23 protein-coding genes and 2 pseudogenes are annotated in these 21555 nt (G+C 63.3%); 9 read left to right on the top strand and 16 right to left on the bottom strand.

The features are described 5' to 3' along the window. Positions 1–3: 3 nt before the first annotated feature. From AC0V8S_RS17500 to AC0V8S_RS17490, 3 genes are all read right to left on the bottom strand, one after another. Positions 4–615 (bottom strand): hypothetical protein, encoded by a 612-nt coding sequence (locus AC0V8S_RS17500; protein ID WP_475438512.1) that lies wholly within the window; start codon positions 613–615, stop codon positions 4–6. A gap of 93 nt (positions 616–708) precedes the next feature. After that, positions 709–1716, bottom strand: coding sequence for a ribonuclease T2 family protein (locus tag AC0V8S_RS17495; RefSeq protein ID WP_475438511.1), 1008 nt, complete (start codon positions 1714–1716; stop codon positions 709–711). 209 nt (positions 1717–1925) lie between these two features. Continuing rightward, positions 1926–2069, bottom strand: coding sequence for a hypothetical protein (locus tag AC0V8S_RS17490; RefSeq protein ID WP_475438510.1), 144 nt, complete (start codon positions 2067–2069; stop codon positions 1926–1928). Here AC0V8S_RS17490 and AC0V8S_RS17485 point away from each other — a divergent pair. From AC0V8S_RS17485 to AC0V8S_RS17470, 4 genes and pseudogenes are all read left to right on the top strand, one after another. Beyond that, a pseudogene (locus AC0V8S_RS17485) lies at positions 2007–2348 on the top strand (alpha/beta fold hydrolase); the annotation flags it as partial. The gene AC0V8S_RS17490 and the pseudogene AC0V8S_RS17485 sit on opposite strands and share 63 nt — an antisense overlap. A gap of 25 nt (positions 2349–2373) precedes the next feature. Then, positions 2374–2760: a serine aminopeptidase domain-containing protein gene (locus AC0V8S_RS17480; RefSeq protein WP_475438646.1), complete on the top strand. Its 387-nt coding sequence runs from the start codon at positions 2374–2376 to the stop codon at positions 2758–2760. Between the two features lie 169 nt (positions 2761–2929). Then, positions 2930–4105, top strand: coding sequence for a CaiB/BaiF CoA transferase family protein (locus AC0V8S_RS17475; protein WP_183460893.1), 1176 nt, complete (start codon positions 2930–2932; stop codon positions 4103–4105). Beyond that, entirely contained in the window at positions 4102–5751 is a 1650-nt protein-coding gene (locus tag AC0V8S_RS17470; RefSeq protein ID WP_475438509.1) for a thiamine pyrophosphate-binding protein, read from the top strand. The genes AC0V8S_RS17475 and AC0V8S_RS17470 overlap by 4 nt, the downstream gene beginning before the upstream one ends. Before the next feature lie 53 nt (positions 5752–5804). Here AC0V8S_RS17470 and AC0V8S_RS17465 read toward each other — a convergent pair whose 3' ends face one another. Both AC0V8S_RS17465 and AC0V8S_RS17460 read right to left on the bottom strand, forming a co-directional pair. Next, positions 5805–6248 (bottom strand): CHRD domain-containing protein, encoded by a 444-nt coding sequence (locus AC0V8S_RS17465; protein ID WP_475438508.1) that lies wholly within the window; start codon positions 6246–6248, stop codon positions 5805–5807. Positions 6249–6409: 161 nt separating this feature from the next. Then, positions 6410–7693: a cystathionine gamma-synthase family protein gene (locus AC0V8S_RS17460; protein ID WP_183460897.1), complete on the bottom strand. Its 1284-nt coding sequence runs from the start codon at positions 7691–7693 to the stop codon at positions 6410–6412. 121 nt (positions 7694–7814) lie between these two features. Here AC0V8S_RS17460 and AC0V8S_RS17455 point away from each other — a divergent pair, with 121 nt between their 5' ends. Then, positions 7815–8273, top strand: a complete 459-nt coding sequence (locus tag AC0V8S_RS17455; RefSeq protein ID WP_056571969.1) for an Lrp/AsnC family transcriptional regulator — start codon at positions 7815–7817, stop codon at positions 8271–8273. Between the two features lie 58 nt (positions 8274–8331). Here AC0V8S_RS17455 and AC0V8S_RS17450 read toward each other — a convergent pair whose 3' ends face one another. From AC0V8S_RS17450 to AC0V8S_RS17435, 4 genes are read right to left on the bottom strand one after another with little or no spacing between them, the layout of a single operon-like run. Beyond that, on the bottom strand, positions 8332–9303 hold the full coding sequence (locus AC0V8S_RS17450) for an ABC transporter substrate-binding protein (protein ID WP_475438507.1): 972 nt from the start codon (positions 9301–9303) through the stop codon (positions 8332–8334). A gap of 40 nt (positions 9304–9343) precedes the next feature. After that, the gene (locus AC0V8S_RS17445; protein ID WP_475438506.1) at positions 9344–10471 is read right to left on the bottom strand and encodes an ABC transporter permease; all 1128 of its coding nucleotides are present in this window, start codon (positions 10469–10471) and stop codon (positions 9344–9346) included. Further along, complete coding sequence (locus tag AC0V8S_RS17440) at positions 10468–11346, bottom strand: ABC transporter permease (RefSeq protein ID WP_475438505.1); 879 nt, start codon at positions 11344–11346, stop codon at positions 10468–10470. Before AC0V8S_RS17440 ends, AC0V8S_RS17445 begins: the two co-directional genes overlap by 4 nt. Before the next feature lie 13 nt (positions 11347–11359). After that, positions 11360–12151, bottom strand: coding sequence for an ABC transporter ATP-binding protein (locus AC0V8S_RS17435; RefSeq protein ID WP_475438504.1), 792 nt, complete (start codon positions 12149–12151; stop codon positions 11360–11362). 144 nt (positions 12152–12295) lie between these two features. Here AC0V8S_RS17435 and AC0V8S_RS17430 point away from each other — a divergent pair, with 144 nt between their 5' ends. Further along, complete coding sequence (locus tag AC0V8S_RS17430) at positions 12296–12700, top strand: cupin domain-containing protein (RefSeq protein WP_475438503.1); 405 nt, start codon at positions 12296–12298, stop codon at positions 12698–12700. Between the two features lie 17 nt (positions 12701–12717). Here the strand turns inward: AC0V8S_RS17430 and AC0V8S_RS17425 are convergent, their stop codons facing one another. From AC0V8S_RS17425 to aptA, 6 genes are all read right to left on the bottom strand, one after another. Beyond that, entirely contained in the window at positions 12718–13095 is a 378-nt protein-coding gene (locus AC0V8S_RS17425) for a hypothetical protein (RefSeq protein ID WP_475438502.1), read from the bottom strand. 23 nt (positions 13096–13118) lie between these two features. Next, positions 13119–13490 (bottom strand): hypothetical protein, encoded by a 372-nt coding sequence (locus AC0V8S_RS17420; RefSeq protein WP_475438501.1) that lies wholly within the window; start codon positions 13488–13490, stop codon positions 13119–13121. Between the two features lie 2 nt (positions 13491–13492). Further along, a complete protein-coding gene (gene hydA / locus AC0V8S_RS17415; RefSeq protein ID WP_475438500.1) occupies positions 13493–14944 on the bottom strand; it encodes a dihydropyrimidinase in 1452 nt (483 codons plus the stop codon). Positions 14945–15008: 64 nt separating this feature from the next. Beyond that, complete coding sequence (locus AC0V8S_RS17410) at positions 15009–16259, bottom strand: Zn-dependent hydrolase (RefSeq protein ID WP_475438499.1); 1251 nt, start codon at positions 16257–16259, stop codon at positions 15009–15011. Then, positions 16260–16673, bottom strand: coding sequence for an endonuclease domain-containing protein (locus AC0V8S_RS17405; protein WP_244661759.1), 414 nt, complete (start codon positions 16671–16673; stop codon positions 16260–16262). It abuts the gene before it with no gap. 139 nt (positions 16674–16812) lie between these two features. Continuing rightward, the gene (gene aptA, locus AC0V8S_RS17400) at positions 16813–18141 is read right to left on the bottom strand and encodes an omega-aminotransferase AptA (protein WP_475438498.1); all 1329 of its coding nucleotides are present in this window, start codon (positions 18139–18141) and stop codon (positions 16813–16815) included. 227 nt (positions 18142–18368) lie between these two features. Between aptA and AC0V8S_RS17395 the strand changes: the two genes are divergently transcribed. Further along, positions 18369–19004, top strand: coding sequence for a TetR family transcriptional regulator C-terminal domain-containing protein (locus AC0V8S_RS17395; protein ID WP_183460915.1), 636 nt, complete (start codon positions 18369–18371; stop codon positions 19002–19004). A 6-nt stretch (positions 19005–19010) separates the two neighbouring features. Here AC0V8S_RS17395 and AC0V8S_RS17390 read toward each other — a convergent pair whose 3' ends face one another. After that, positions 19011–19883, bottom strand: a complete 873-nt coding sequence (locus AC0V8S_RS17390; protein ID WP_475438497.1) for a helix-turn-helix transcriptional regulator — start codon at positions 19881–19883, stop codon at positions 19011–19013. A 104-nt stretch (positions 19884–19987) separates the two neighbouring features. Here AC0V8S_RS17390 and AC0V8S_RS17385 point away from each other — a divergent pair. Both AC0V8S_RS17385 and AC0V8S_RS17380 read left to right on the top strand, forming a co-directional pair. Then, positions 19988–20828: pseudogene (locus AC0V8S_RS17385) on the top strand (SDR family oxidoreductase). Beyond that, positions 20825–21547 (top strand): SDR family oxidoreductase, encoded by a 723-nt coding sequence (locus tag AC0V8S_RS17380; RefSeq protein WP_475438496.1) that lies wholly within the window; start codon positions 20825–20827, stop codon positions 21545–21547. The pseudogene AC0V8S_RS17385 and the gene AC0V8S_RS17380 overlap by 4 nt, the downstream one beginning before the upstream one ends. The last annotated feature ends 8 nt before the right edge of the window (positions 21548–21555 follow it).

Raw genomic sequence — 21555 nt, 5'->3', positions numbered from 1 at the left:
GATCTAGGATTTTCTCTGCCGCGCAATGCCGGTCAGCGTCGAGACCGCCATCAGCGCAATCGCCAGCCATTTCAGCGCGGTGATGATCGGTCCCGCCTGGATGTCATAGGCAATGAACAAAAGAATGCCCGGTACCAGCAGCCCGCACATGATCAGCATGATGCGGTTGATCTGCCAGGACACTTTTGCGGCCAGCGCCTCATCGCCGGTGGCGGGAACCAGCGCCGCGCGCACCGTCTTGCCGCCCACCAGCATGGCCGAAAGGCGCATCGAGATCGGCAGGCCGAGCCCGATGATGAGGAATGCACAAGCGGCCAGCAACAGCGAAAACTTCAGCGCGCTGGTTTCAGCCGGCACCGGAAAAAGCAGCGTCGCCAGCGGCAGGAAGACGGCGAACATGCCGATGGCCGCGATGGCGATGAAGATCACCGCGTTGACGATGGTGAACAGCTGGTAGGTCCAGGCACCGATCGGCTCGGACAGTGTGCGCATGCGCGCCCACTCGGCATCGCTGTAGGAAAAGCCCGGCCACTCCATCCGGGCGTCGTTGATCGAAACCATGCCCTTGGCCCAGAAAGCCAGCCGCGCCAGCGCACTGCTTGTCATGCCATTCATTGCCGCCCCCGTTCAATGATGCCGGGGACAGCATAGCACCACTTCACTGGCCGGCGACAGCCGTCGACGGCGTATCGAAAGCCCGCGGCGTCCTTACTGGAACCCGATCGCGTCAACGGTGCCTGTCGGGCAACCGGCCTTGTTGGTCGGCACCGAGGCCAGCAGCAGGTCCTTGAGCGAGCTGTTCGGGCCGATCGGGCCGGCAAGGCCGAGCGTCAGTTCGCCGATCAGCCGCCGGCCGTTCGAAGGATCGATGACGCAGGATACCCGCACACGGTCCCCTGCCCCTGCGCCGAAGGCGGTGTCGAAGGCGCCACGGATCTGGTCCGCCGTCAGCTTGCCGCCAATGGTCTTGACGAAGAGTTCGCGCACCGGCGAGGCGTTCACCTGTCGCATCAGGCCGAGCGCATCGGAAAAATACTCCTGCTGGCTCTTGCCGTAGCAGGTACCGTGCTTGATCCATTCATGCCGTTCCAACTGGGAGGCCGTGCCCGGCATCACCTGATCAAGCTCCTTGCGGGTGCCGGCGTCGAGATTGACGGGCGGCAGATCCTTCCAGTGGGCCGGATTGTCGTTGGCCTTGTCGCTTGCCCCCACCTGGCAATAGAAATTGCCGTTCGGCTGCGGCCACAGGCCGTGCAAGGTGAAGTTGGTGGCATCGAACTCGTTCGGGCTCTGCGCCCTGCATTCGGTCTTGTTCGACTTGGTCTCGCAAAAAGCCGGCTGCCAGCTCAGTGCGAAGACATATTCGGGTTTTCCCGAGGCGGCAGGCTTGCCTTGTCCGCCAGGTGCCGCCGGCACCGTCGCGGCATTGCTGCCCGACAGATGGCCGCAAGTGACCTTTACCCAGCGGCGTTCCGGATCGGCGCCCGGCACCAGGATCAGATAATGCGTCGGCGCATCCTTGTTGCCGGCAAGCAGCTGGTAGCTCTGTCCGGCATCGGTCGAGACATTGCCGGGGTTCTTGCCGTTCTTGATGGCCTGCGTTGCCGGACAGGCAGCGTCGGCAACGAAGGTGCCGCTCATCTTGACGTCGGCATGCGCAGCATTGGCCAGCGACACCGCCAGCATGGCCAATCCGAAAACGACACCAATGCGCATGAGAAATCCCCGGCTGAGAAAGTGGGCGACAGACTGCCTCTGTCTCCATGTCAGAATTGCGATATTTTGTTGGTCAAACGCAAGAGACATCGTCGCGCGAAGCAGCTGGTGTGGATTGACGCCAAACCGGCGCCGGCGCAAACAAAGCCAGCAACGATAAATGGGGAGATCGGGCTGCCATGCCTTTCAATCAACAACGCATGGTCCGCTCACCGACCGGCGCCGACCTCAGCCTTTTCGTCAGGCATGCCGAAGTCCGGCCACGCGCCGTCGTCCAGATCAATCATGGGCTGGCCGAGCACGCCGCGCGCTATGCCCGCTTTGCCGATTTTCTCTCCGCGCGCGGCTTCCATGTCTATGTCCACGACCATCGCGGCCACGGCGCGACCAAGGCATCAGATGCACCGCTCGGGAGATTCGCCGATAGGGATGGCTCGACCAAGGTGATCGCCGATGTCGATGCCATCCACGATCTCATCGCCGGCGAATGCACGGACCTGCCGGTCATCCTCTTCGGCCATTCCATGGGCGCGTCGGTGGCGCTGAACTATCTTTTCGGAACACTCGCCACGCGTCCATGCCGCCGCGATCTGGAACGGCAATTTCTCGCAAGGGCGGCTTGGGCAGGTGGCGCTCGGCATTCTCGCCTGGGAACGCATGCGGCTTGGTTCCGATGTCCCGTCACGCCTGCTGCCCAAACTCACCTTCCAGGCCTGGGGCAAGGCGGTGCCCAACCACCGCACGCCGTTCGACTGGTTGTCGCGCGACGAAGCGGAGGTAGCGCAATACATCGCCGATCCGCTGTGCGGCTGGGATGCCTCGGTGTCGATGTGGCAGGACGTGGTCTCGATGGCGCTGAACGGCGGCAAGGATGCCGGCTTTGCCGGCGTCCGGCGCGACCTTCCCGTCGCCATCGTCGGCGGCGAGAAGACCCAGCTTCGGAATACGGCAAGGGCATCACCCATCTTGCCAACCGCATGCGCAGGATGGGCTTTTCGAATCTCGTTTCAAAGGTTTACGATGACACCCGCCACGAAAGCCTGAACGAGGTGAACCGCGACATCATCATGGATGATTTCGCCGCCTGGGCCGACAGCGTGTTGAAATAACGACCCGCATCCTTTCGAACCGGCCCGTTGGCCCACTGCAAGGGCCGTGACAGCCGCTGCCGGGCTTGATAGAGGCTCTGCTTTCGCAGCAATCACGGTGATTTATGGCCGAACCACCCCTGAAAGGCGTCCGCGTCGTCGAACTCGCCCGCATCCTTGCCGGGCCCTGGGCCGGGCAATTGCTTGCCGATCTCGGTGCCGATGTCATCAAGGTCGAAAGCCCAGATGGCGGCGACGACACCCGCAAATGGGGTCCGCCCTTCGTCATGAGCCATGACGGGGAGAACCTGTCCGCCGCCTACTACCATTCCTGCAATCGCGGCAAGCGTTCCATCGCCATTGATTTTTCGACGCCTAAGGGTGCCGAGACCATCCGCCGTCTGGTCGCCACATCGGACGTGCTGATCGAGAATTTCAAGCTCGGCGGGCTGAAGAAATACGGGCTCGACTATGACAGCCTGCGCAAGATCAACCCGCGCCTCGTCTATTGCTCGATCACCGGTTTCGGCCAGGACGGACCCTACGCGCCACGCGCCGGCTACGACTTCATCATCCAGGCCATGGCCGGCATGATGTCGATCACCGGCGAGGCCGGCCGCGAGCCGCAAAAGGCCGGCGTCGCCATCTCGGACATCTTTACCGGGCTCTATTCCGTCATCGCCATCCAGGCCGCGTTGCGCCATGCCGACCAGACCGGCGAAGGCCAGCATATCGACATGGCACTGTTCGACACGCAGATCTCGGCGCTCGGCAACCAGAACCTCAACTATCTCGTCTCCGGCAAGTCGCCGGTGCAGATGGGCAACGCGCATATGAACATCGCGCCTTACGAGGTGGTGCCGGTCCGGGACGGCCACATCATCCTGGCGGTCGGCAATGACGGTCAGTTCGCCAAATTCTGCGCCGCCGTCGGGCTCGATGAACTGTCGACCAATCCCGACTTCGCCACCAATCCGGCTCGGGTCGCCAACCGGGTGAAGCTGCGCGAGCACATGATCGAGGCGCTAAGCACGATCGATCGCGATCCGCTGCTGGCAAAGCTGGAAGCAGCAAGCGTGCCGGCGAGCCCGATCAACACGATCGGCCAGATGTTCGCCGACCCGCAGACCATCGCGCGCGGCATGCGGCTCGACCTCGACGACGGCCATGGCAATCTTCTGCCCTCGGTGCGCGCGCCGATGGTGATGTCGGGCACCCCGCTGGTCTATGAGCGCCCCTCGCCGCGACTGGGCGAACACACCGACGAAATCCTTGCCGAACTGGAGAAATCAGCGAAATGAAGACCGGTGGACAACTGATTGTCGACGCGCTGGAAGCGAACGGCACCGACCGCATCTTCTGCGTGCCCGGCGAATCCTACCTCGCGGTGCTCGACGCGTTGCATGACTCGGTGATCCGCACCATCGTCTGCCGCCAGGAAGGCGGTGCGGCGATGATGGCCGACTGCCAGGGTCGGCTGACCGGCAAGCCCGGCATCTGCTTCGTCACCCGCGGCCCCGGCGCCACCAACGCCTCGGCCGGCATCCACATCGCCATGCAGGATTCGGTTCCGCTCATCCTGTTCATCGGCCAGGTCGCCAGCCACGCCAAGGAGCGCGAGGCGTTCCAGGAGGTGGATTACAAGAAGTTCTTCGGCGACATCGCCAAATGGGTGGTCGAGATCGACGATGCCTCGCGCATCCCCGAATTCGTCACCCGCGCCTTCGCCGTGGCGACGTCGGGACGGCCTGGCCCGGTTGTCATCTCGCTGCCGGAGGACATGCTGACCAGCGAAGTCGAGGCGCCGGAAGCGCTCCCCTACACGCCGGTCGAGACGTATCCCGGCGCGGCCGAGCTCGATACGCTGGAAACGCTGCTCAACGGCGCCAGGCGACCGTTCGTCATCCTCGGCGGCACACGCTGGAATGAGGACGCTGTGGCGCACATGCGCGCCATATCAGAGACATGGTCGCTCCCAGTAGGCTGCTCTTTCCGCCGCCAGATGCTGTTCGACCATCTTCATGCGAACTACGCCGGCGACGTCGGCATCGGCATCAACCCCAAGCTGGCGGCGCAGATCAAGGCAGCCGACGTCGTGCTGCTGATCGGCGGCCGTATGGGCGAGATGCCTTCCTCGGACTATACGCTGCTGAAAAGCCCTTATCCCGACCAGGCGCTGGTGCATGTCCACGCCGACGCCGGCGAGCTCGGCCGCGTCTACCGGCCGACACTGGCGATCAACGCCTCGCCCGCCGCTTTCGTCGAAGCCTTTGCCAAGCGCAAGCCGGCGGCCAAGCCTGTATGGGCGGGCGAGACGGAAAAAGCGCATGCTGCCTATCTCGACTGGTCGACACCGCCGGAAAGCGGCCCCGGCCCGGTCCATATGGGCCCGATCATGAACTATCTGGAAAAGATGCTGCCCGACGACGCCATCCTCACCAACGGCGCCGGCAACTACGCCACCTGGGTGCACCGCTTCCACCGCTCCCGCCGCTTCGCCACGCAGGCGGCGCCAACCTCCGGCTCGATGGGCTACGGCACGCCGGCCGCGGTTGCCGCCAAGGCGCTTTATCCGGATCGCACCGTGGTCGCCTTTGCCGGCGACGGCTGCTTCCTGATGAACGGCCAGGAGTTCGCCACCGCAGTGCAATATGACCTGCCGATCATCGTTGTCGTCGTCAACAACGGCATTTACGGCACCATCCGCATGCACCAAGAGCGCGAATACCCCGGCCGCGTCGTCGCCACCGATCTCAAAAACCCTGACTTCGCGGCATTGGCGCGCGCCTATGGCGGCCATGGCGAGACCGTCGAGAAGACGGCAGACTTCGCGCCGGCCTTCGAACGTGCCCGCGCCAGCGGCAAGCCCTCAATCGTCGAGATCAGGCTCGATCCCGAAGCGATCACGCCAACCCGGACGATGACGCAAATCCGCGACAAGGCCTGATCCAACCCAAAAAGGGGGCGGTCGCCCGCCCCCTTTTGTCGACGCGGTTTGCGCTACTTCGCTGCCTCGATCTGGCCGCGGATCTCGCCGTCCTTGTTGGCGGCGGTGTGGACGTTGACATAGTAGTTGCCGGCCGCCAGGTCGGCGGCTTGCGCATCCGTCAGCGTCGCCGACCCCTTGATCGGGCTCTTGAGTTTACCTTTGAACGGGATGACGGGGCCGGCATTCGCCCCCATCGCCGCCGGGCCATGAATATGCGCCGCCGTTGCCGGTCCGCTGAGGCCGGAATATTTGACGTCCCAGCTGAGCTTCTTCTTGGTGGTGTCGAAGGTGAGTGTGGCGGTGCCTTTGCCCTTGGTGGTGACGGGCGGACTCTGCTGGCTGCCATCGAGTGTCGCCTTGTATTTCACCACCTCGGCCATGGCCGGGGATGCGAGCAGGAAAGCGGTCGAAATGGCCAGCGCCGAAAATACCGGCAGGAAAGAATGTGTGCGCATGAAGAACCTCCGATTGGCTGTCGCATGGGTCACGGTCCCCCGACGCGCGCATGCTCCAACGCAACGGCTGGGCGGCGCAATGTTTCCCTGCACACGTTTTTGTGACCGGGAAAGCAAAAAGGGGCGATCGCCCGCCCCTTCCAGCTTCGAGAAGAGAGCCGTCAGACCGCCGCCAGCGCCTGCGTCAGGTCGGCGATCAGATCGTCCGGATGCTCGACACCGATCGACAGCCTGACCGTGGTCTCCAGCACGCCGATGCGCTGGCGCACGTCGAAGGGAATGCCGGAATGGGTCATGGCCGCCGGATGGCTGGCGAGCGATTCCGTGCCACCGAGGCTTACCGCCAGCTTGAAGATCTGCAAGGCGTTGAGAAAGGCGAAAGCCGCCTTCTGTCCGCCCCTGATGTCGAAGGAGAAGGTCGAGCCGGCGCCGCTGCATTGCCTGATGTAGGCGCGGCCCGCCGGTGTGTCCTCGCCCAGGAACGGCAGATAATGCACCTTCTCGACCTTGGCATGATCGCGCAGGAATTCGGCCACCAGGCGCGCATTGTCATTGGCCCGCTCCATCCGGATCGACAGCGTCTCCAGCGAGCGGCCGAGCATCCAGCAGGAATGCGGATCGAGCTGCGTGCCGATCGCGCCGCGCAGCGCCTTGATCGGCTTGGTGACCGCCTTGCTGCCCATGGCCGCACCCGCGATCAGGTCGGAATGGCCGCCGACATATTTGGTCAGCGAATAGACGGAAACATCGGCGCCATGCTCGATCGGCCGCTGGAACACCGGGCCGAGCAGCGTGTTGTCGCAGACGATGATCGGCGTCGTCCCTTGCTTGGAGCCGATCTCGTCGGCGATCATCCGCATCAGCGCGATATCGACCAGGCTGTTGGTCGGGTTCGATGGCGTCTCGATCAGGATGACCGAAACGCGCCCCTTCGCAACCGCGGCATCGGCGGCCGCCCGCACCGCCTTCTCGTCGACGCCGTCGGCGAAGCCGACAGCACCGATGCCGAAGCCGGACAGCGTGCGCGTCAAGAGCGTCTCGGTGCCGCCATAGAGCGGCTGCGAATGCAGGATGACGTCGCCCGGGCGGGCATAGGCGAGCAGTGTGGTGGCGATCGCCGACATGCCCGACGAGAACAGGATGCAGGCATCCGTCCCCTCATAGATCGCCAGCCGATCTTCGACGATCTCGCTGTTGGGATGGTTGAAGCGCGAATAGACCAGGCCTGACGCCGTACCGCTCGGCGGCTCCTTGCGGCCGGATGTGTAGTCGAAGAAGTCTCGCCCCTCTTCCGCCGATTTGAACACAAAGGTCGAGGTCAGGAACACCGGTGGCTTGACCGCGCCCTCCGAAAGCTGCGGGTCAAAACCATAGCTCAGCATCAGCGTCTCCGGATGGAGCTTGTGGTTGCCGATATGGGTTTTCGACGGGCGTGGCGCGGTCATGGCTTTTCCTGCGTTCGAGGGATGTCGCGCCGCAATTTATGCCATCCCGATCAGCCAGTCCTTGCTATTCTTGGGCTCGCGTGGCTGCATATCGGCAACAAACTGCCGAGAGAGAGCAAAAGTGCAGCAGAAGATAGCCGATGATTTCGACCTCAGGATTCTGCGCGAACTGCGAGCGGACGCCCGCATCACCAACAACGAGCTTGCCGAGCGCATTGGCCTGTCGCCGTCGCCCTGCCTGAGGCGAGTGCGACGACTGGAGGAGACCGGCGTCATCAGAGGTTACACCACGCTGGTCGATCCCGCCGCCTTCGGCTGGAGCATGGTCGCCATCGCCACCATCCGGCTCAGCCGCCAGAACGAGGACGAGATCGTGATGTTCGAGGAGGCAATCCGCGGCTGGGAAGAGGTGCTGGAGTGCCACCTCGTCACCGGCTCGCGCGACTATGTGCTGAAGGTGGTGACAGGCAGCCTCGAACAGTATGAGCGCTTCATCAAGGAGAAGATCGCGCGGCTGAAATGCGTCGCCTCGATCGAGACCAGCTTCGTCATGAACACCATAAAGGAACGGCGCCTCTGAGGGCGCCGTTCCATTTTACGTCAGAGCATGACCTTTGCAGGATCACGCTCTGCAAAGTTTACTTGATCGCCTTGTCGGTGATCGCGGTGGTGTAGGCGCCTTTCGGCTCCTTGGTGATGATCTTCTGGTCGAGCAGCGCCTTGGCGGTGCGCTCATAGGTCGCCGGATCGAGCTTGCCGTCGGCATTGTCGACCAGCTTGGCGATTTCGCTCATCATCCGCTTCTGGTGGTTCTCGTCCTGGCCGCCACCGTCCATGACGATGCCTGCGGCTTCGTCATTGTTGTCGATGGCGTATTTCCAGCCCTTCATCGAGGCGCGCACGAAACGCACCATCTTGTCTTCGAAGGCCGGGTCCTTGAGCTTGTCTTCCGAGGCATAGAGACCGTCTTCAAGCAGGTCGTTGCCCATCGCCGAGTAGTTGAACACAGTGAGCTGCTCCGGCTTGTAGCCGGCGTCGATCAGCTGCCAGTACTCGTTGTAGGTCATGACCGAGATGCAATCCGCCTGCTTCTGGATCAGCGGCTGCACGTCAAAGCTCTGCTTGAGAACGGTGACGCCATCCGGGCCGCCATCGGTCTTGAGGCCAAGCTTGTTCATCCAGGCATAGAACGGATATTCATTGCCGAAGAACCAGACGCCGAGCGTATGGCCCTTGAAGTCGGCTTCGGTCTTGATCGGACCGTCCTTCGGGCAGACCAGTTCCATGCCGGCCTTCTTGAACGGCTGGGCGATGTTGACCAGCGGCACGCCCTTTTCGCGCGCAGCCAGCGCACCGCCCATCCAGTCGACGATGACATCGGCGCCGCCACCGGCGATCACCTGCTCGGGCGCGATATCGGGGCCGCCCGGCTTGATGTCGACGTCGAGGCCCTCGGCCTCATAGAAACCCTTGGCCTTGGCAACATAGTAGCCGGCAAACTGGGCCTGCGTGACCCATTTCAGCTGCAACGTCACCTTGTCGGCGGCCATTGCCTGGAAGGCGGCCAGCGACATCGCGCCGGCCAGAACGGGAATAATCAGTCTTTTCATTTTTCTACCCTCTGAAGTTAGTGCCCTAAACCCACCGCCCCTATCCACCACGGACAGAGGGATGCCAAAACGTGACGGCTCTTTCGACAAGAGCGACCACGCCATAAAAGACCGAACCCGCTAGTGCTGCAACTGCGATTTCGGCCCAGACCATGTCGATGTTCATCCGCCCGACCTCGGTCGAGATGCGGAAGCCCATGCCGACGACGGGCGTGCCGAAGAACTCGGCAACGATGGCGCCGATCAGCGCCAGCGTCGAGTTGATCTTCAGCGCGTTGAAGATGAAAGGCGCCGCCGCCGGCAGCCGGAGCTTCAGCAGCGTCTGCCAATAGCCCGACGCATAGGTGCGCATCAGGTCGCGCTCCATATGGCCTGACGCAGACAGCCCAGCGACGGTGTTCACCAGCATCGGGAAGAAGGTCATGATGATGACGACAGCCGCCTTGGACTGCCAGTCGAAGCCGAACCACATCACCATGATCGGCGCCACGCCGATGATCGGCAGCGCCGAGACCATGTTGCCGATCGGCAAGAGCCCGCGCCGCAGGAACGGCACGCGATCGGCGAGCACCGCGGTGATGAATCCGGCACCGCTGCCGACGACATAGCCGAAGATCACCGCCTTGAAGATGGTCTGCCGCACATCGGCGCCGAGCACCGGCAGCGAAGCGGCGATGCGCGCGCCGATGGCGCTCGGCGGTGGCAACAGGATGAAGGGAATGCCGGCGCCCCGCGTCACCGCTTCCCAGATGATCAGGATCCAGGCGCCGAAGACAGCTGGGATGATCAAGCGCAGCGCGGTCCGCTCCCATGTCGCGGTAGGGCGCAAGGAAGACAGCAGGGCCACGAAGCGACAGCCGAGCAGCCATGCAGCCGTAAGCAATATGTAATAGACACGCCCCGCCGTTCCCTCACGACCAGCAATGCCGGCAATGAGGATAACCGCAGTTCCATGGGCGCATACAAAGAGCAGAACCGCTTCAAACAGTTTGTTGGGAAGACGGTCCAACACTGCGACGAGCAACAGCGCTATCGCAACTCCGGCCGCGAAGTTGTTGTAGGGCGCGGCGAAGCGGGGGCCGAAGGCCATGATGGCCAAAAGGCAAACCAGATAAGCGACCAGGGAGAATGCCAAGGCCGTCCGCCAACTTTGCTTGGCGCCCATCATGCCGGCCTCCCACCCATGGCGCGGTCGACGATGCGGCCGGCAATGCCCACCATCATCACAAGCAGCGCCGCCATAATCGAACCAGCGACCAGCGCCGACCAGATGTCGATCGACTGGCTGTAATAGGCGCCGGCGAGCAGCTTGGCGCCGATGCCGGCGACCGCGCCCGTCGGCAGTTCGCCGACAATGGCGCCGACCAGGCTTGCCGCCACCGCCACCTTCATCGAGGTGAACAGGAACGGCACCGAGGCTGGGACGCGCAGCTTCCAGAAGGTCTGCGAGGGGCTGGCATTGTAGGTGTGCATCAGATCGAGATGCATGATTTCGGGCGAGCGCAACCCCTTCACCATGCCGACCGTTACCGGGAAGAACGACAGATAGGTCGAGATCATCGCCTTCGGGATCAGCCCGGTGATGCCGATGGCCGCGAGCACCACGATGATCATCGGCGCCACCGCCAGGATCGGAATGGTTTGCGAGGCGATGATCCACGGCATCAGGCTGCGGTCGAGCGTCGCCACATGCACGATCCCCACCGCAATGATGATGCCGAGCGCGGTACCGAAGGCAAAGCCGAGCAGCGTCGAGGACAGCGTCACCCAGGCATTGTAGACGAGGCTGCGGCTCGAGGTGACGGGCCGCAGGAAAGTGTTTTCGAAGAAGTTCACCGCCACCTGATGCGGCGCCGGCAGTGTCGGCTTCGGCTGCGCCAGCGTCTTGCCGATGAACTCGACGGCGCCGGGGGTTTCGTTGGCACGGGTGTCGAGATCGCGCTGGAACGGCGCGTTGAGGATGACGGCGAAGACGTACCAGAGCACGACCACGCCAGCGAGGATCGAGGTGACGGGGACGAGCTTGTCGCGGAAGGAGTCCATCTAGCGGGCCGCCTCAATCATCATAGCTGTGCCCTGCCCGCAGCCCATCACGCACGCGCGCCGCGATCGCCAAAAACTCCGGCGTTTCGCGGATGTCGAGCGGCCGCTCCTTCGGCAGCGTCGATTCGATAATGTCGCTGACGCGGCCCGGACGCGGTGACATCACCACGATCCGCGTCGACAGATACACGGCCTCCGGAATGGAGTGGGTGACAAAGCAGATGGTCTTGTTGGTGCGCCCCCACAGCTCAAGCAGCTGCTCGTTGAGGTGGTCGCGCACGATCTCGTCCAACGCGCCGAACGGCTCGTCCATCAAAAGCAGGTCGGCATCGAAGGCGAGCGCGCGGGCGATCGAGGCGCGCTGTTGCATGCCGCCGGAGAGTTGCCAGGGGTATTTCTTCTCGAATCCCGAGAGGTTGACGAGCTCCATCGTGCGCTTGATGCGCTCGGCCTGCTCGGCCCTGGACAGGCCGATAATCTCCAGCGGCAGCGCGACATTGCGTTCGATCGTGCGCCAGGGAAACAGCGCAGCCGCCTGGAAGACATAGCCATAGGCGCGTTTCTCGCGCGCCTGTTCAGGCGTCATGCCGTTGACCGAGATCGTGCCTGATGTCGGCTTCTCCAGATCGGCGATGACGCGCAAAAGCGTGGTCTTGCCGCAACCCGACGGTCCGATGAAGGAGACGAACTCGCCCTTGCCGATCGTCAGGTCGACATTGGACAGCGCCTGAACGGGGCCGTCATTGGTCTGGAAGGTGAGGCCAAGTTTGCTTGCCGCGACGACGGCTGGCGAAATCCCTGTCATCGACCGTTGCCTGCCTGTTCCCGCCACAGCGGCGCCGGCCGGATTCCGATTGCTTTTATCGCGATGTTGTTTTCCACTTACCCTGTCCCATTTGGCCCTGTCCCATTAAGCTGTCCCACTCAAATCGACGCCCGGAGTTCCCCGATGTCGCCCAAACCCACTTGTCATCTTATCCGCCCTGAAAGCACTTATGAAGGCAAGCAGGGTTTGACCTATTTCGCCGGCATCGCCACGGAGTCGGTCGGCTCCTCCGGCATCTGCATGCACGTGCTCACCTTGCCGCCCGGCGCCCGCGCCAAGGCGCATCTGCACGAGAACCATGAAACCGCGATCTACGTGCTCTCCGGCGAGGTCCATACCTGGTATGGCGACCGGCTCGAGCACCACATCGTCGTCAAGGCCGGCGACCTCTTCTACATTCCGGCCGGTGTGCCGCATCTGCCGGCCAATCTGAGCAACGCTCCCTCTTCGGCCGTCATTGCGCGCACCGATCCCAACGAACAGGAGAGCGTCGTCCTGCTGCCGGAACTGGATGCGCTGGTCGCCTGACGCTGATGGGATCGCGGTCATTTGCACCGCGCAACTTCCCCCATGACGTTGCCGTCCGCATCGGTAATCGTCAGCTTCTTGGCGTTCTTGGCACTGCGCTTGATGGTGAAATTGGTCGGCGCCTGTCCGTCTTCGCCTTCGGCCTCACATGTCGCCGTCACCACCAGCGATCCGTCTGCCTGCGCTTGCGTCTTCGTGAACGTGCAGGCGCTGGCGGCGGTGATCAATTCCTTGTCCGTCAAAAGCAGCATCTGATCGGCGGCGACTTCCTGGCCGTTGCGGTTGATGCAGCCATATTGGTCGCCATAGGGCTTCGACAGGTCGATGCCTGCCGCGAAAGCCTGGCCAGCAGCCAAAACGACAACCATCGCAACAGACAGACTAAAACCACGCATGCTCATTCCCCCATTGCCCAACGTTAAGAACATGATTGCAGCGGCCCCAGTTCCTCAAGGCCGGGAATGGTTACGAAGAAACCATCCTCTCCCTTGTTGGTGACCACAATTGTTTCGATCGTCGTCCCCGCCTCGCCCTCGGCGGAACAGGTGGAACGCAACGATTGCGTACCCGGCACTGAGGTCAATTGCTGCTCGAACCGGCAACCACTGCCATAGGTCTCGATGCCTTCTGCGGTCAGCAGGATGTAAGCATCGCTGTCCTGATACCCGGCCTTAACGCCGGCACAGCCGACATCATTGCCCCAGGAGCCGGCCAGCACCCCGGCCGCACTTGCCGGACCACCGGCAACAGTAGCCAGGACCAACGAGATGAGCGCGGCCGAACGCGCCAAGCTCAGACTCCGGTCGCCGGAATGCCTGACCGTTCGACCTTGCGCGGCGCGGTGATGTCTTTCCACGTCGACAGCGCCCGGTTGACCGCCGCGTTCGGCTCGCGGCCGACGAACTGGCCATGGCCGGGCTTCGCCTTCACCTCGGCTTCCTCGATCGACAGCTCGCCGCGCGAGAAGACGAAGCGCGGCAGGCCGGTCACTTCGAAGCCTTCGAAGACGTTGTAGTCGATGACAGACTGCTGCTTCTTCGAAGAAATCGTCTTCTTCCGCTTCGGATCCCAGACGACGATGTCGGCATCCGCACCTTCGACGATGGCGCCCTTCTTCGGGTACATGTTGAGGATCTTGGCGATGTTGGTCGAGGTCACCGCGACGAACTCGTTCATCGTCAGCCGACCGGTGTTGACACCCGTGGTCCACAGCATTGGCAAGCGGTCCTCGAGGCCGCCGGTGCCGTTCGGGATCTTGGTGAAGTCGCCGATGCCGTTGCGCTTCTGCTTGGTGGTGAAGGCGCAGTGATCGGTCGCCACCACTTGCAGCGATCCAGCCTGCAGGCCGGCCCACAGTGAATCCTGGTGCAGCTTGTTGCGGAAGGGTGGGCTCATCACGCGCCGCGCCGCATGGTCCCAGTCCTTGTTGAAATACTCGGTCTCATCCAGCGTCAGGTGCTGGATCAGCGGCTCGCCGAACACCCGCATGCCCTTCTGCCGCGCCCGGCGGATGGCCTCGTGGGCTTGTTCGCAGGAGACATGCACAACATAGAGCGGCACGCCGGCCATGTCGGCGATCATGATGGCGCGATTTGTGGCCTCGCCTTCCACTTCCGGCGGCCGCGAATAGGCATGGCCTTCCGGGCCGTTGTTGCCGGCGGCCAGCAGCTTCTGCGACAAAGCGGCGACCACGTCGCCATTCTCCGCATGCACCAGCGGCAGCGCGCCAAGGTCGGCGCAGCGCTGGAACGACGCATACATCTCGTCGTCATCCACCATCAGCGCGCCCTTGTAGGCCATGAAGTGCTTGAACGAGGTGATGCCCTTGTCGACGACGGTGGCCATCTCATCAAACACCTGCTTGCCCCACCAGGTGATCGCCATGTGGAAGGAATAGTCGCAGGCAGCCTTGGTGGTCTTGTTGTCCCACATCTGCAAGGCCTCGAGCAGCGATTGCTGTGGCGACGGCAGGCAGAAATCGACCACCATCGTGGTGCCGCCGGCAAGGGCGGCCCGCGTACCGGATTCGAAATCGTCGGCCGAATAGGTGCCCATGAACGGCATTTCGAGATGGGTGTGCGGGTCGATGCCGCCGGGCATGACGTAGCAGCCGGTGGCGTCATATTCATGGTCGCCATGCAGGTTCGAGCCGATCGCAACGATCTTGCCGTGGCTGAACAGCACATCGGCCTTCCAGCTGCGGTCGGCGGTGACGACGGTGCCGTTCTTGATAACTTTGGTCATTTTCTGTTCCCTTGTTCTCTTCGCGCTTCTTTATGAGCGGCGTTTGGAATTTAGATGTCTAAGTTCACTCCACGATGACGGCCGTCTCCACCACCGCGTGGAACAGAACGTCAGCGCCAGCCGAGGCCCATTCCTTGGTGATCTTTTCGGCCTCGTTGTGTGACAACCCGTCAACACACGGGCACATCACCATGGCGGTCGGCGCGACGCGGTTGATCCAGCAGGCGTCGTGGCCGGCGCCCGAGACGATGTTGCGGTGGGTATAGCCGAGGCGGTCGGCGGCATCGCGGATGGCCTTGACGCAGCCCGCATCGAAAGTCACGGGATCGAAATGGCCGACCTGCTCGATCTTATACTGAATGTCGAGTGCCTCGCAGATCGTGTCGATGCCTTCGCGGATGCGGCCGTCCATGGCATCAAGCACTTCCTTCTCGGGCGAGCGGATGTCGATGGTGAAGACGGTGCGGCCGGCAATGATGTTGCGCGAGTTCGGGAACACTTCCATGTGGCCGACCGCGCCGACGGCATCGGGCTGATAGTCCATGGCGATCTCGTGCACCAGTTCGATCACGCGGGCCATGCCGAGCCCGGCATTGCGGCGCTTGGGCATCGGCGTCGAGCCGGTATGGGCTTCCTTGCCGGTCAGCGTCACCTGCAGCCATTTCAGGCCCTGGCCATGGGTGACGACGCCAATGTCGATGCCTTCGTCCTCGAGGATCGGCCCCTGCTCGATATGCAGTTCGAAGAAGGCGTGAATCTTGCGATCACCGACCTTCTCGGTGCCCTTCCAGCCGATGCGCTCGAGCTCCTCGCCGAATTTCTTGCCTTGCTTGTCGGTATGCTCGTAGACATCGGCCTGGTCGAGCACGCCGGCGAACACGCCCGACGCCATCATCGCCGGCGCGAAGCGCGCACCTTCCTCGTTCGTCCAGTTGGTGACGACGATCGGATGTTTTGTCTTGATGTCGAGATCGTTGAGCGAGCGCACGATCTCCAGGCCGCCAAGAACGCCGAGCACGCCGTCATATTTGCCGCCGGTCGGCTGCGTATCGAGATGGCTGCCGACATAGACCGGCGGGAGGGTTGGGTCCGTGCCTTCGCGGCGGGCAAACATCGTGCCCATCTCGTCGACGCCCATTTCCAGCCCGGCGGCATCGCACCAGCGCTTGAACAGATGCCGGCCCTCGCCATCCTCATCGGTCACGGTCTGGCGATTGTTGCCGCCGGCAATGCCGGGGCCGATCTTCGCCATTTCCATCAGCGAATCCCACAAACGGTCTGAATTGATTCGCAAATTCTCGCCGGGTGCGGCCATTCAAAACCTCTCCAATTGCGCGGCGTCCCCCTCCCCCTCGAGGGGAGGGTGGCCGCGAAGCGGTCGGGTGGGGTCGCCTGACATAAGCTCGACCTTCCCCTTGACCGCCTGCGCGACATGCCAAGCGCTGTTTATGACATCGGGCTCGTCAACGCGAAAGATATCGAAGCCGAGCGAACGCAGATAGGCATCGCGGACGGCGTCGTGCCGCTTGCCCCTTTCATACTCGTGCAGATCGCCATCCACCTCGACCACCAGCTTCACACCAAAGCAGGCGAAGTCGACGATGTACGGCCCGATCGGGCACTGGCGGCGAAACTTTATGCCGATCGATTTGAGATCGCGCAGCTCATACCAGAGCAGGGATTCACCCTTGGTCGCGTGAACTCGAAGCGCGCGCGCCTTCTGGCGCATTTCGTAGCTCACACGAGTGCGGGGCATCAGCGGCGGCCTCGCGGCAAAAGATCAGGTCGGCGTCCGGTCGCACCGACCCCACCCGACCGCTTCGCGGCCACCCTCCCCTCGAGGGGGAGGGATATCCGCGCCCAGATCATCAATCGATCGACCTCAGCACTTCACGCACATGGTCGATCAATTCGTTGATCTGGCCCTTGGTGATGATCAGCGGCGGCGACAGCGCGATGATGTCGCCGGTGGTGCGGATCAACGCGCCGCGCTCGAACGCCTTGACGAAGGCCGAGAAGGCCCGCTTGGTCGGGCTGCCGGCGATCGGCGCCAGTTCGATCGCACCGATCAGGCCAATGTTCCTGATGTCGATGACATGCGGCTCGCCCTTCAGCGAATGCAGCGCGTCTTCCCGATAGGGCGCCAGTTCCTCGCCACGGGTGAGCAGGCCCTCTTCCTTGTAGGTGTCGAGCGTGCCGAGTGCCGCCGCGCAAGCGATCGGATTGCCCGAATAGGTGTAGCCGTGGAAGAACTCGATCATGTGCTCGGGGCCAGTCATGAACGCGTCGTGGATTTCCTTCTTCACGAACACCGCGCCCATCGGGATGACGCCGTTGGAGACGCCCTTGGCGGTGGTCATGATGTCGGGCGTGACGCCGAAATAGTCGGCGGCGAACGGCGCTCCAAGACGGCCGAAACCGGTGATGACCTCGTCGAAGATCAGCAGGATGCCGTGCTTGGTGCAGATTTCGCGCAGCTTTTGCAAATAGCCCTTGGGCGGCAGGATGACGCCGGTGGAGCCGGCGACCGGCTCGACGATGACAGCGGCGATGGTCGAGGCGTCATGCAGGGCGACGATGCGCTCCAGCTCGTTGGCGAGTTCCGCGCCATACTCCGGCACGCCCTTCGAGAAGGCGTTCTTTTCCGGCAGATGCGTGTGCGGCATGTGGTCGACGCCGCCGAGCAGCGTGCCGAACATCTTTCGGTTGGAGACGATGCCGCCAACCGAGATGCCGCCGAAATTGACGCCGTGATAGCCGCGCTCGCGGCCGATCAGGCGGGTGCGCGCGCCCTCGCCCTTCATCCGGTGATAGGCGATCGCCATCTTCAGCGCTGTCTCGACCGATTCCGAACCGGAATTGGTGAAGAAGACATGGTCCATGCCCTTGGGCGCCAGGTCGACCAGGCGGTTCGCCAGTTCGAACACGATCGGATGGCCCATCTGGAAGGCCGGCGCGTAGTCGAGTTCGGCGGCCTGGTGCTGGATCGCCTCGGTGATCTTCGGCCGGCAGTGGCCGGCATTGACGCACCAGAGGCCGGCGGTGCCGTCCAGCACCTTGCGGCCGTCGCTGGTGGTGTAATGCATGTCCTTGGCGGACACGAACATGCGTGGCGCCTGCTTGAACTGCCGGTTTGCCGTGAACGGCATCCAGAATGCGCTGAGATCGTTCGGCGTGACTTTCAGCCGGTTGGACATGACCAAGACTTCCCCTTGTAACCTGTTTCGGTGCGTCCAACGCTTGGTCTTTGCGCCGTTTTCATGCTACGCAAATTTTTGACCGATTGGACAAACGTTAGCACCGCCCTGTCGGCGGTCAAGGGATTACTAGCGGAAATGCGGCTCCTGAAGTGCGTTCCACAGCCCAGAGAAAAACTGGTCCAGAGAATTGGTCCAGATGACCGCCAACATGAGGGTTCGCAACGGTGAACACCGGCACGGAAGCCCCTCGCCGCACCCGCATCCAGCAGGAAAAGCGCGAGCTCATCCTGGAGGCGGCACTCGAAGTGTTCTCCACCAACGGCTTCCGCGGCTCGACCATCGACCAGATCGCCGAAGCCGCCGGCATGTCGAAGCCGAACCTGCTCTATTACTTCCGCCGCAAGGAGGACATTCACGAGACGTTGATGCAGCGCCTGCTCGACACCTGGCTGGCACCGCTACGCGAGCTCGACGACATCGGCGACCCCATGACCGAACTCAGGAGCTACATCAGGCGCAAGCTGGAAATGGCGCGCGATTTTCCGCGTGAGAGCCGGCTGTTCGCCAATGAAATCCTGCAAGGCGCGCCACGCATCATGCCGCTGCTGGCCGGCGAACTGAAGACGCTGGTCGACGAGAAGGCCGCCGTCATCAAGGGCTGGATGCGTGCCGGCAAGATCGCCCGGACTGACCCCTGGCACCTGATCTTCTCAATCTGGGCAACCACGCAGCACTATGCCGATTTCGACGTCCAGGTCCGCGCCGTGCTCGGACCGAACCGCGGCGGCGACGGCCGCTTCGAGGACGCGGCACGGTTCCTGGAGCAACTGTTTCTTGAGGGGCTGAAGCCGAGGGGCTGACCCCTCTCAGGCGCTGCGCCGCTCGGCCGGCAGCGCGTCCAGCAGCTTCTGCAGCTTGGCGATCGAGTTGTGCTCGGCAAGCGGCGTGTAGACGATCAGCTTCATGTCCGAACCGTCATCGATCGACAGGCTCATATGCTCGAACACCATCGCGCCGGCGATCGGGTGGCGCAGATGCTTCATGCCGGACAGGCGGTGCACGACGTCGCGTTGCGGCCACCATTCCCGGAACTCGGGACTTGAGCGCATCATCAGCGCGATCAGCCGCTCGAAATCCGGATCGCCGACATATCTGGCGCTCTCGGCGCGGAACGCGGCAAGGGTTGCACGCGCCAGCTGTTCCCAGTCGACCAGCAAATGCCGCCGGTGCGGATCGGTGAACACGCCGTGGATGATGTTGCGGGCGTCGCCCTCGAGCAGGCCGTAATCGCCGAAAATGGCAACGGCCGCGTCGTTCCATGCCAGTACGTCCCAGCGCGGGCCGACGACATAGGCAGGCTGCAGGACAAGGCTTTGCAACATATGCAGCAAGGGGCCTTCGACCTTTCCTGCCGCGATGCGCCGCCGCTCCGGCTGCTGGCGGCCGGCAAGTGTGAAGAGATGCCGTTTCTCGGCGGCGTCGAGGCGCAACGCCCCGCACAGCGCCGTCAGCACCTCCACGGAAGGCCGCACGTCCCTGCCCTGCTCCAGCCAGGTGTACCAAGTGGTGCCGACGCCTGCGATCATCGCCACCTCCTCGCGGCGCAGGCCTGGCGTGCGCCGCCTGAGGCCGGTCGTGATGCCGGTCGCCGAGGGCGTCAGCCTTTCGCGGCGTGAGCGCAGGAAAGCGCCGAGTTCGCGCCGGCGGCTGTCTTCAGCGGAATGAGAGGGAGCGTCCATGATGTCTATTATAGCAGTACTGATACCAGGATAAAGTTTGAACTGTTTGAGATCCGTGGGACGTCCCATCTTGCGTCTGGAGCAACAGACAGGAGGCTCCCGACATGGACCTGAAAGACAAGACAATCCTCATCACCGGCTCGACCGACGGCGTCGGCCGCGTCGTCGCGCAACGGCTGGGTGCCGCCGGCGCCCGCGTGCTGGTGCACGGCCGCGATGCCGCGCGTGGCAAGGCCGTGGCAGCCGAAATCGAGGCCGTCGGCGGCGGAGCCGAGTTCTTCGCCGCCGACCTCGCCTCGCTGGCCGAAATTCGCCGCCTTGCCGAGGCCGTGCGTGCCCGAACGGACCGGCTCGACATCCTCATCAACAATGCCGGCATCGGCACGGCAGGCGCCAAAAGACAGATCAGCGCCGATGGCTACGAACTGCGTTTCGCGGTCAACTATCTCGCCGGCTTCCTGCTGACCTCGGAACTTCTGCCGCTGCTGAAGGCGAGCGCACCAGCGCGTATCGTCAATGTCGCCTCGGCCGGCCAGCAGGCGATCGACTTTGGCGATGTCATGCTGACCCATGGCTATAGCGGCGTGCGTGCCTACTGCCAGAGCAAGCTGGCGCAGATCCTGTTCACCGTCGATCTGGCGGAGGAACTGAACGGCACCGGCGTCACCGTCAATGCGCTGCATCCGGCGAGCTACATGGACACGACCATGGTCAGGCAGGCCGGCGTGACGCCATGGAGCTCTGTCGAAACCGGCGCCGACGCCATCGTTAATCTGGCGACCTCATCCGCGCTCGCAGGGCGCAGCGGCCTCTATTTCGACGGCCTGCGCGAATCCCGGCGCCGATGCCCAGGCTTACGACGCCAGGGCAAGGCAACAATTGCGAAGCCTGAGCCTCGACCTTGTCGGCCCAGCCTCCCCAGAATCCAGGGAACAGCACTCATGACCAACACCACCGAACACACAGTCATCATCGGCGGCTCCTCCGGCATCGGCCTGGCAACCGCGCGCAAGCTGATTGGGCCCGGCATGAAGGTGACGATCACCGGCCGCAACCAGGACAAGCTCAACGGTGCCTGGAAAAGCCTCGGCGGCGCCGCCGACAAGGCCGCCTTCGATGCTTCGAAGCCGGACGAGGTGCGTCAGTTCTTCGAGCGTCTCGGCCCGTTCGACCACCTCGTCCTGGCGGCGAGCGGCGGCAAGGGCCTCGGCCCGTTCGCGACGCTCGACCTTGCCGATATCGGCAGCGGCGTCGAGGAGAAGGTGCGGCCGCAACTGTCCTGCCTGCAGGCCGCCTTGCTGACGCTCAACAAATCGGGGTCAGTAACCTTCATCTCGGCGGTGTCGGCTCAGGTCACCATGCCCGGCGTCGCCGGCATCGGCGCCGTCAACGGCATGCTGCTGACCGTGACGCCGATCCTGGCTGTCGAACTGAAGCCGCTGCGCGTCAACGTCGTCGCGCCTGGTGTGATCGATACGCCGTGGTGGGATTTTTTGCCTGAGGACCAGCGGCAGGCGGTTTTTGCCGAATATGCCGGCAAGACCCCTGTGGGCAGGATTGGCCGCGCCGAGGACGTCGCCTCGGCGATAGCCTTCCTCGTCTCCAACGGCTTCATGACCGGCCAGGTGCTGACCTGCGATGGTGGTCTGCGGTTCGCGGCGTGACCTCAGCC

The organism is Mesorhizobium oxytropidicola (assembly GCF_056174625.1).
Note: the sequence above shows the minus strand (reverse complement) of the source record. Positions and strands in the feature narration are given on the sequence as shown.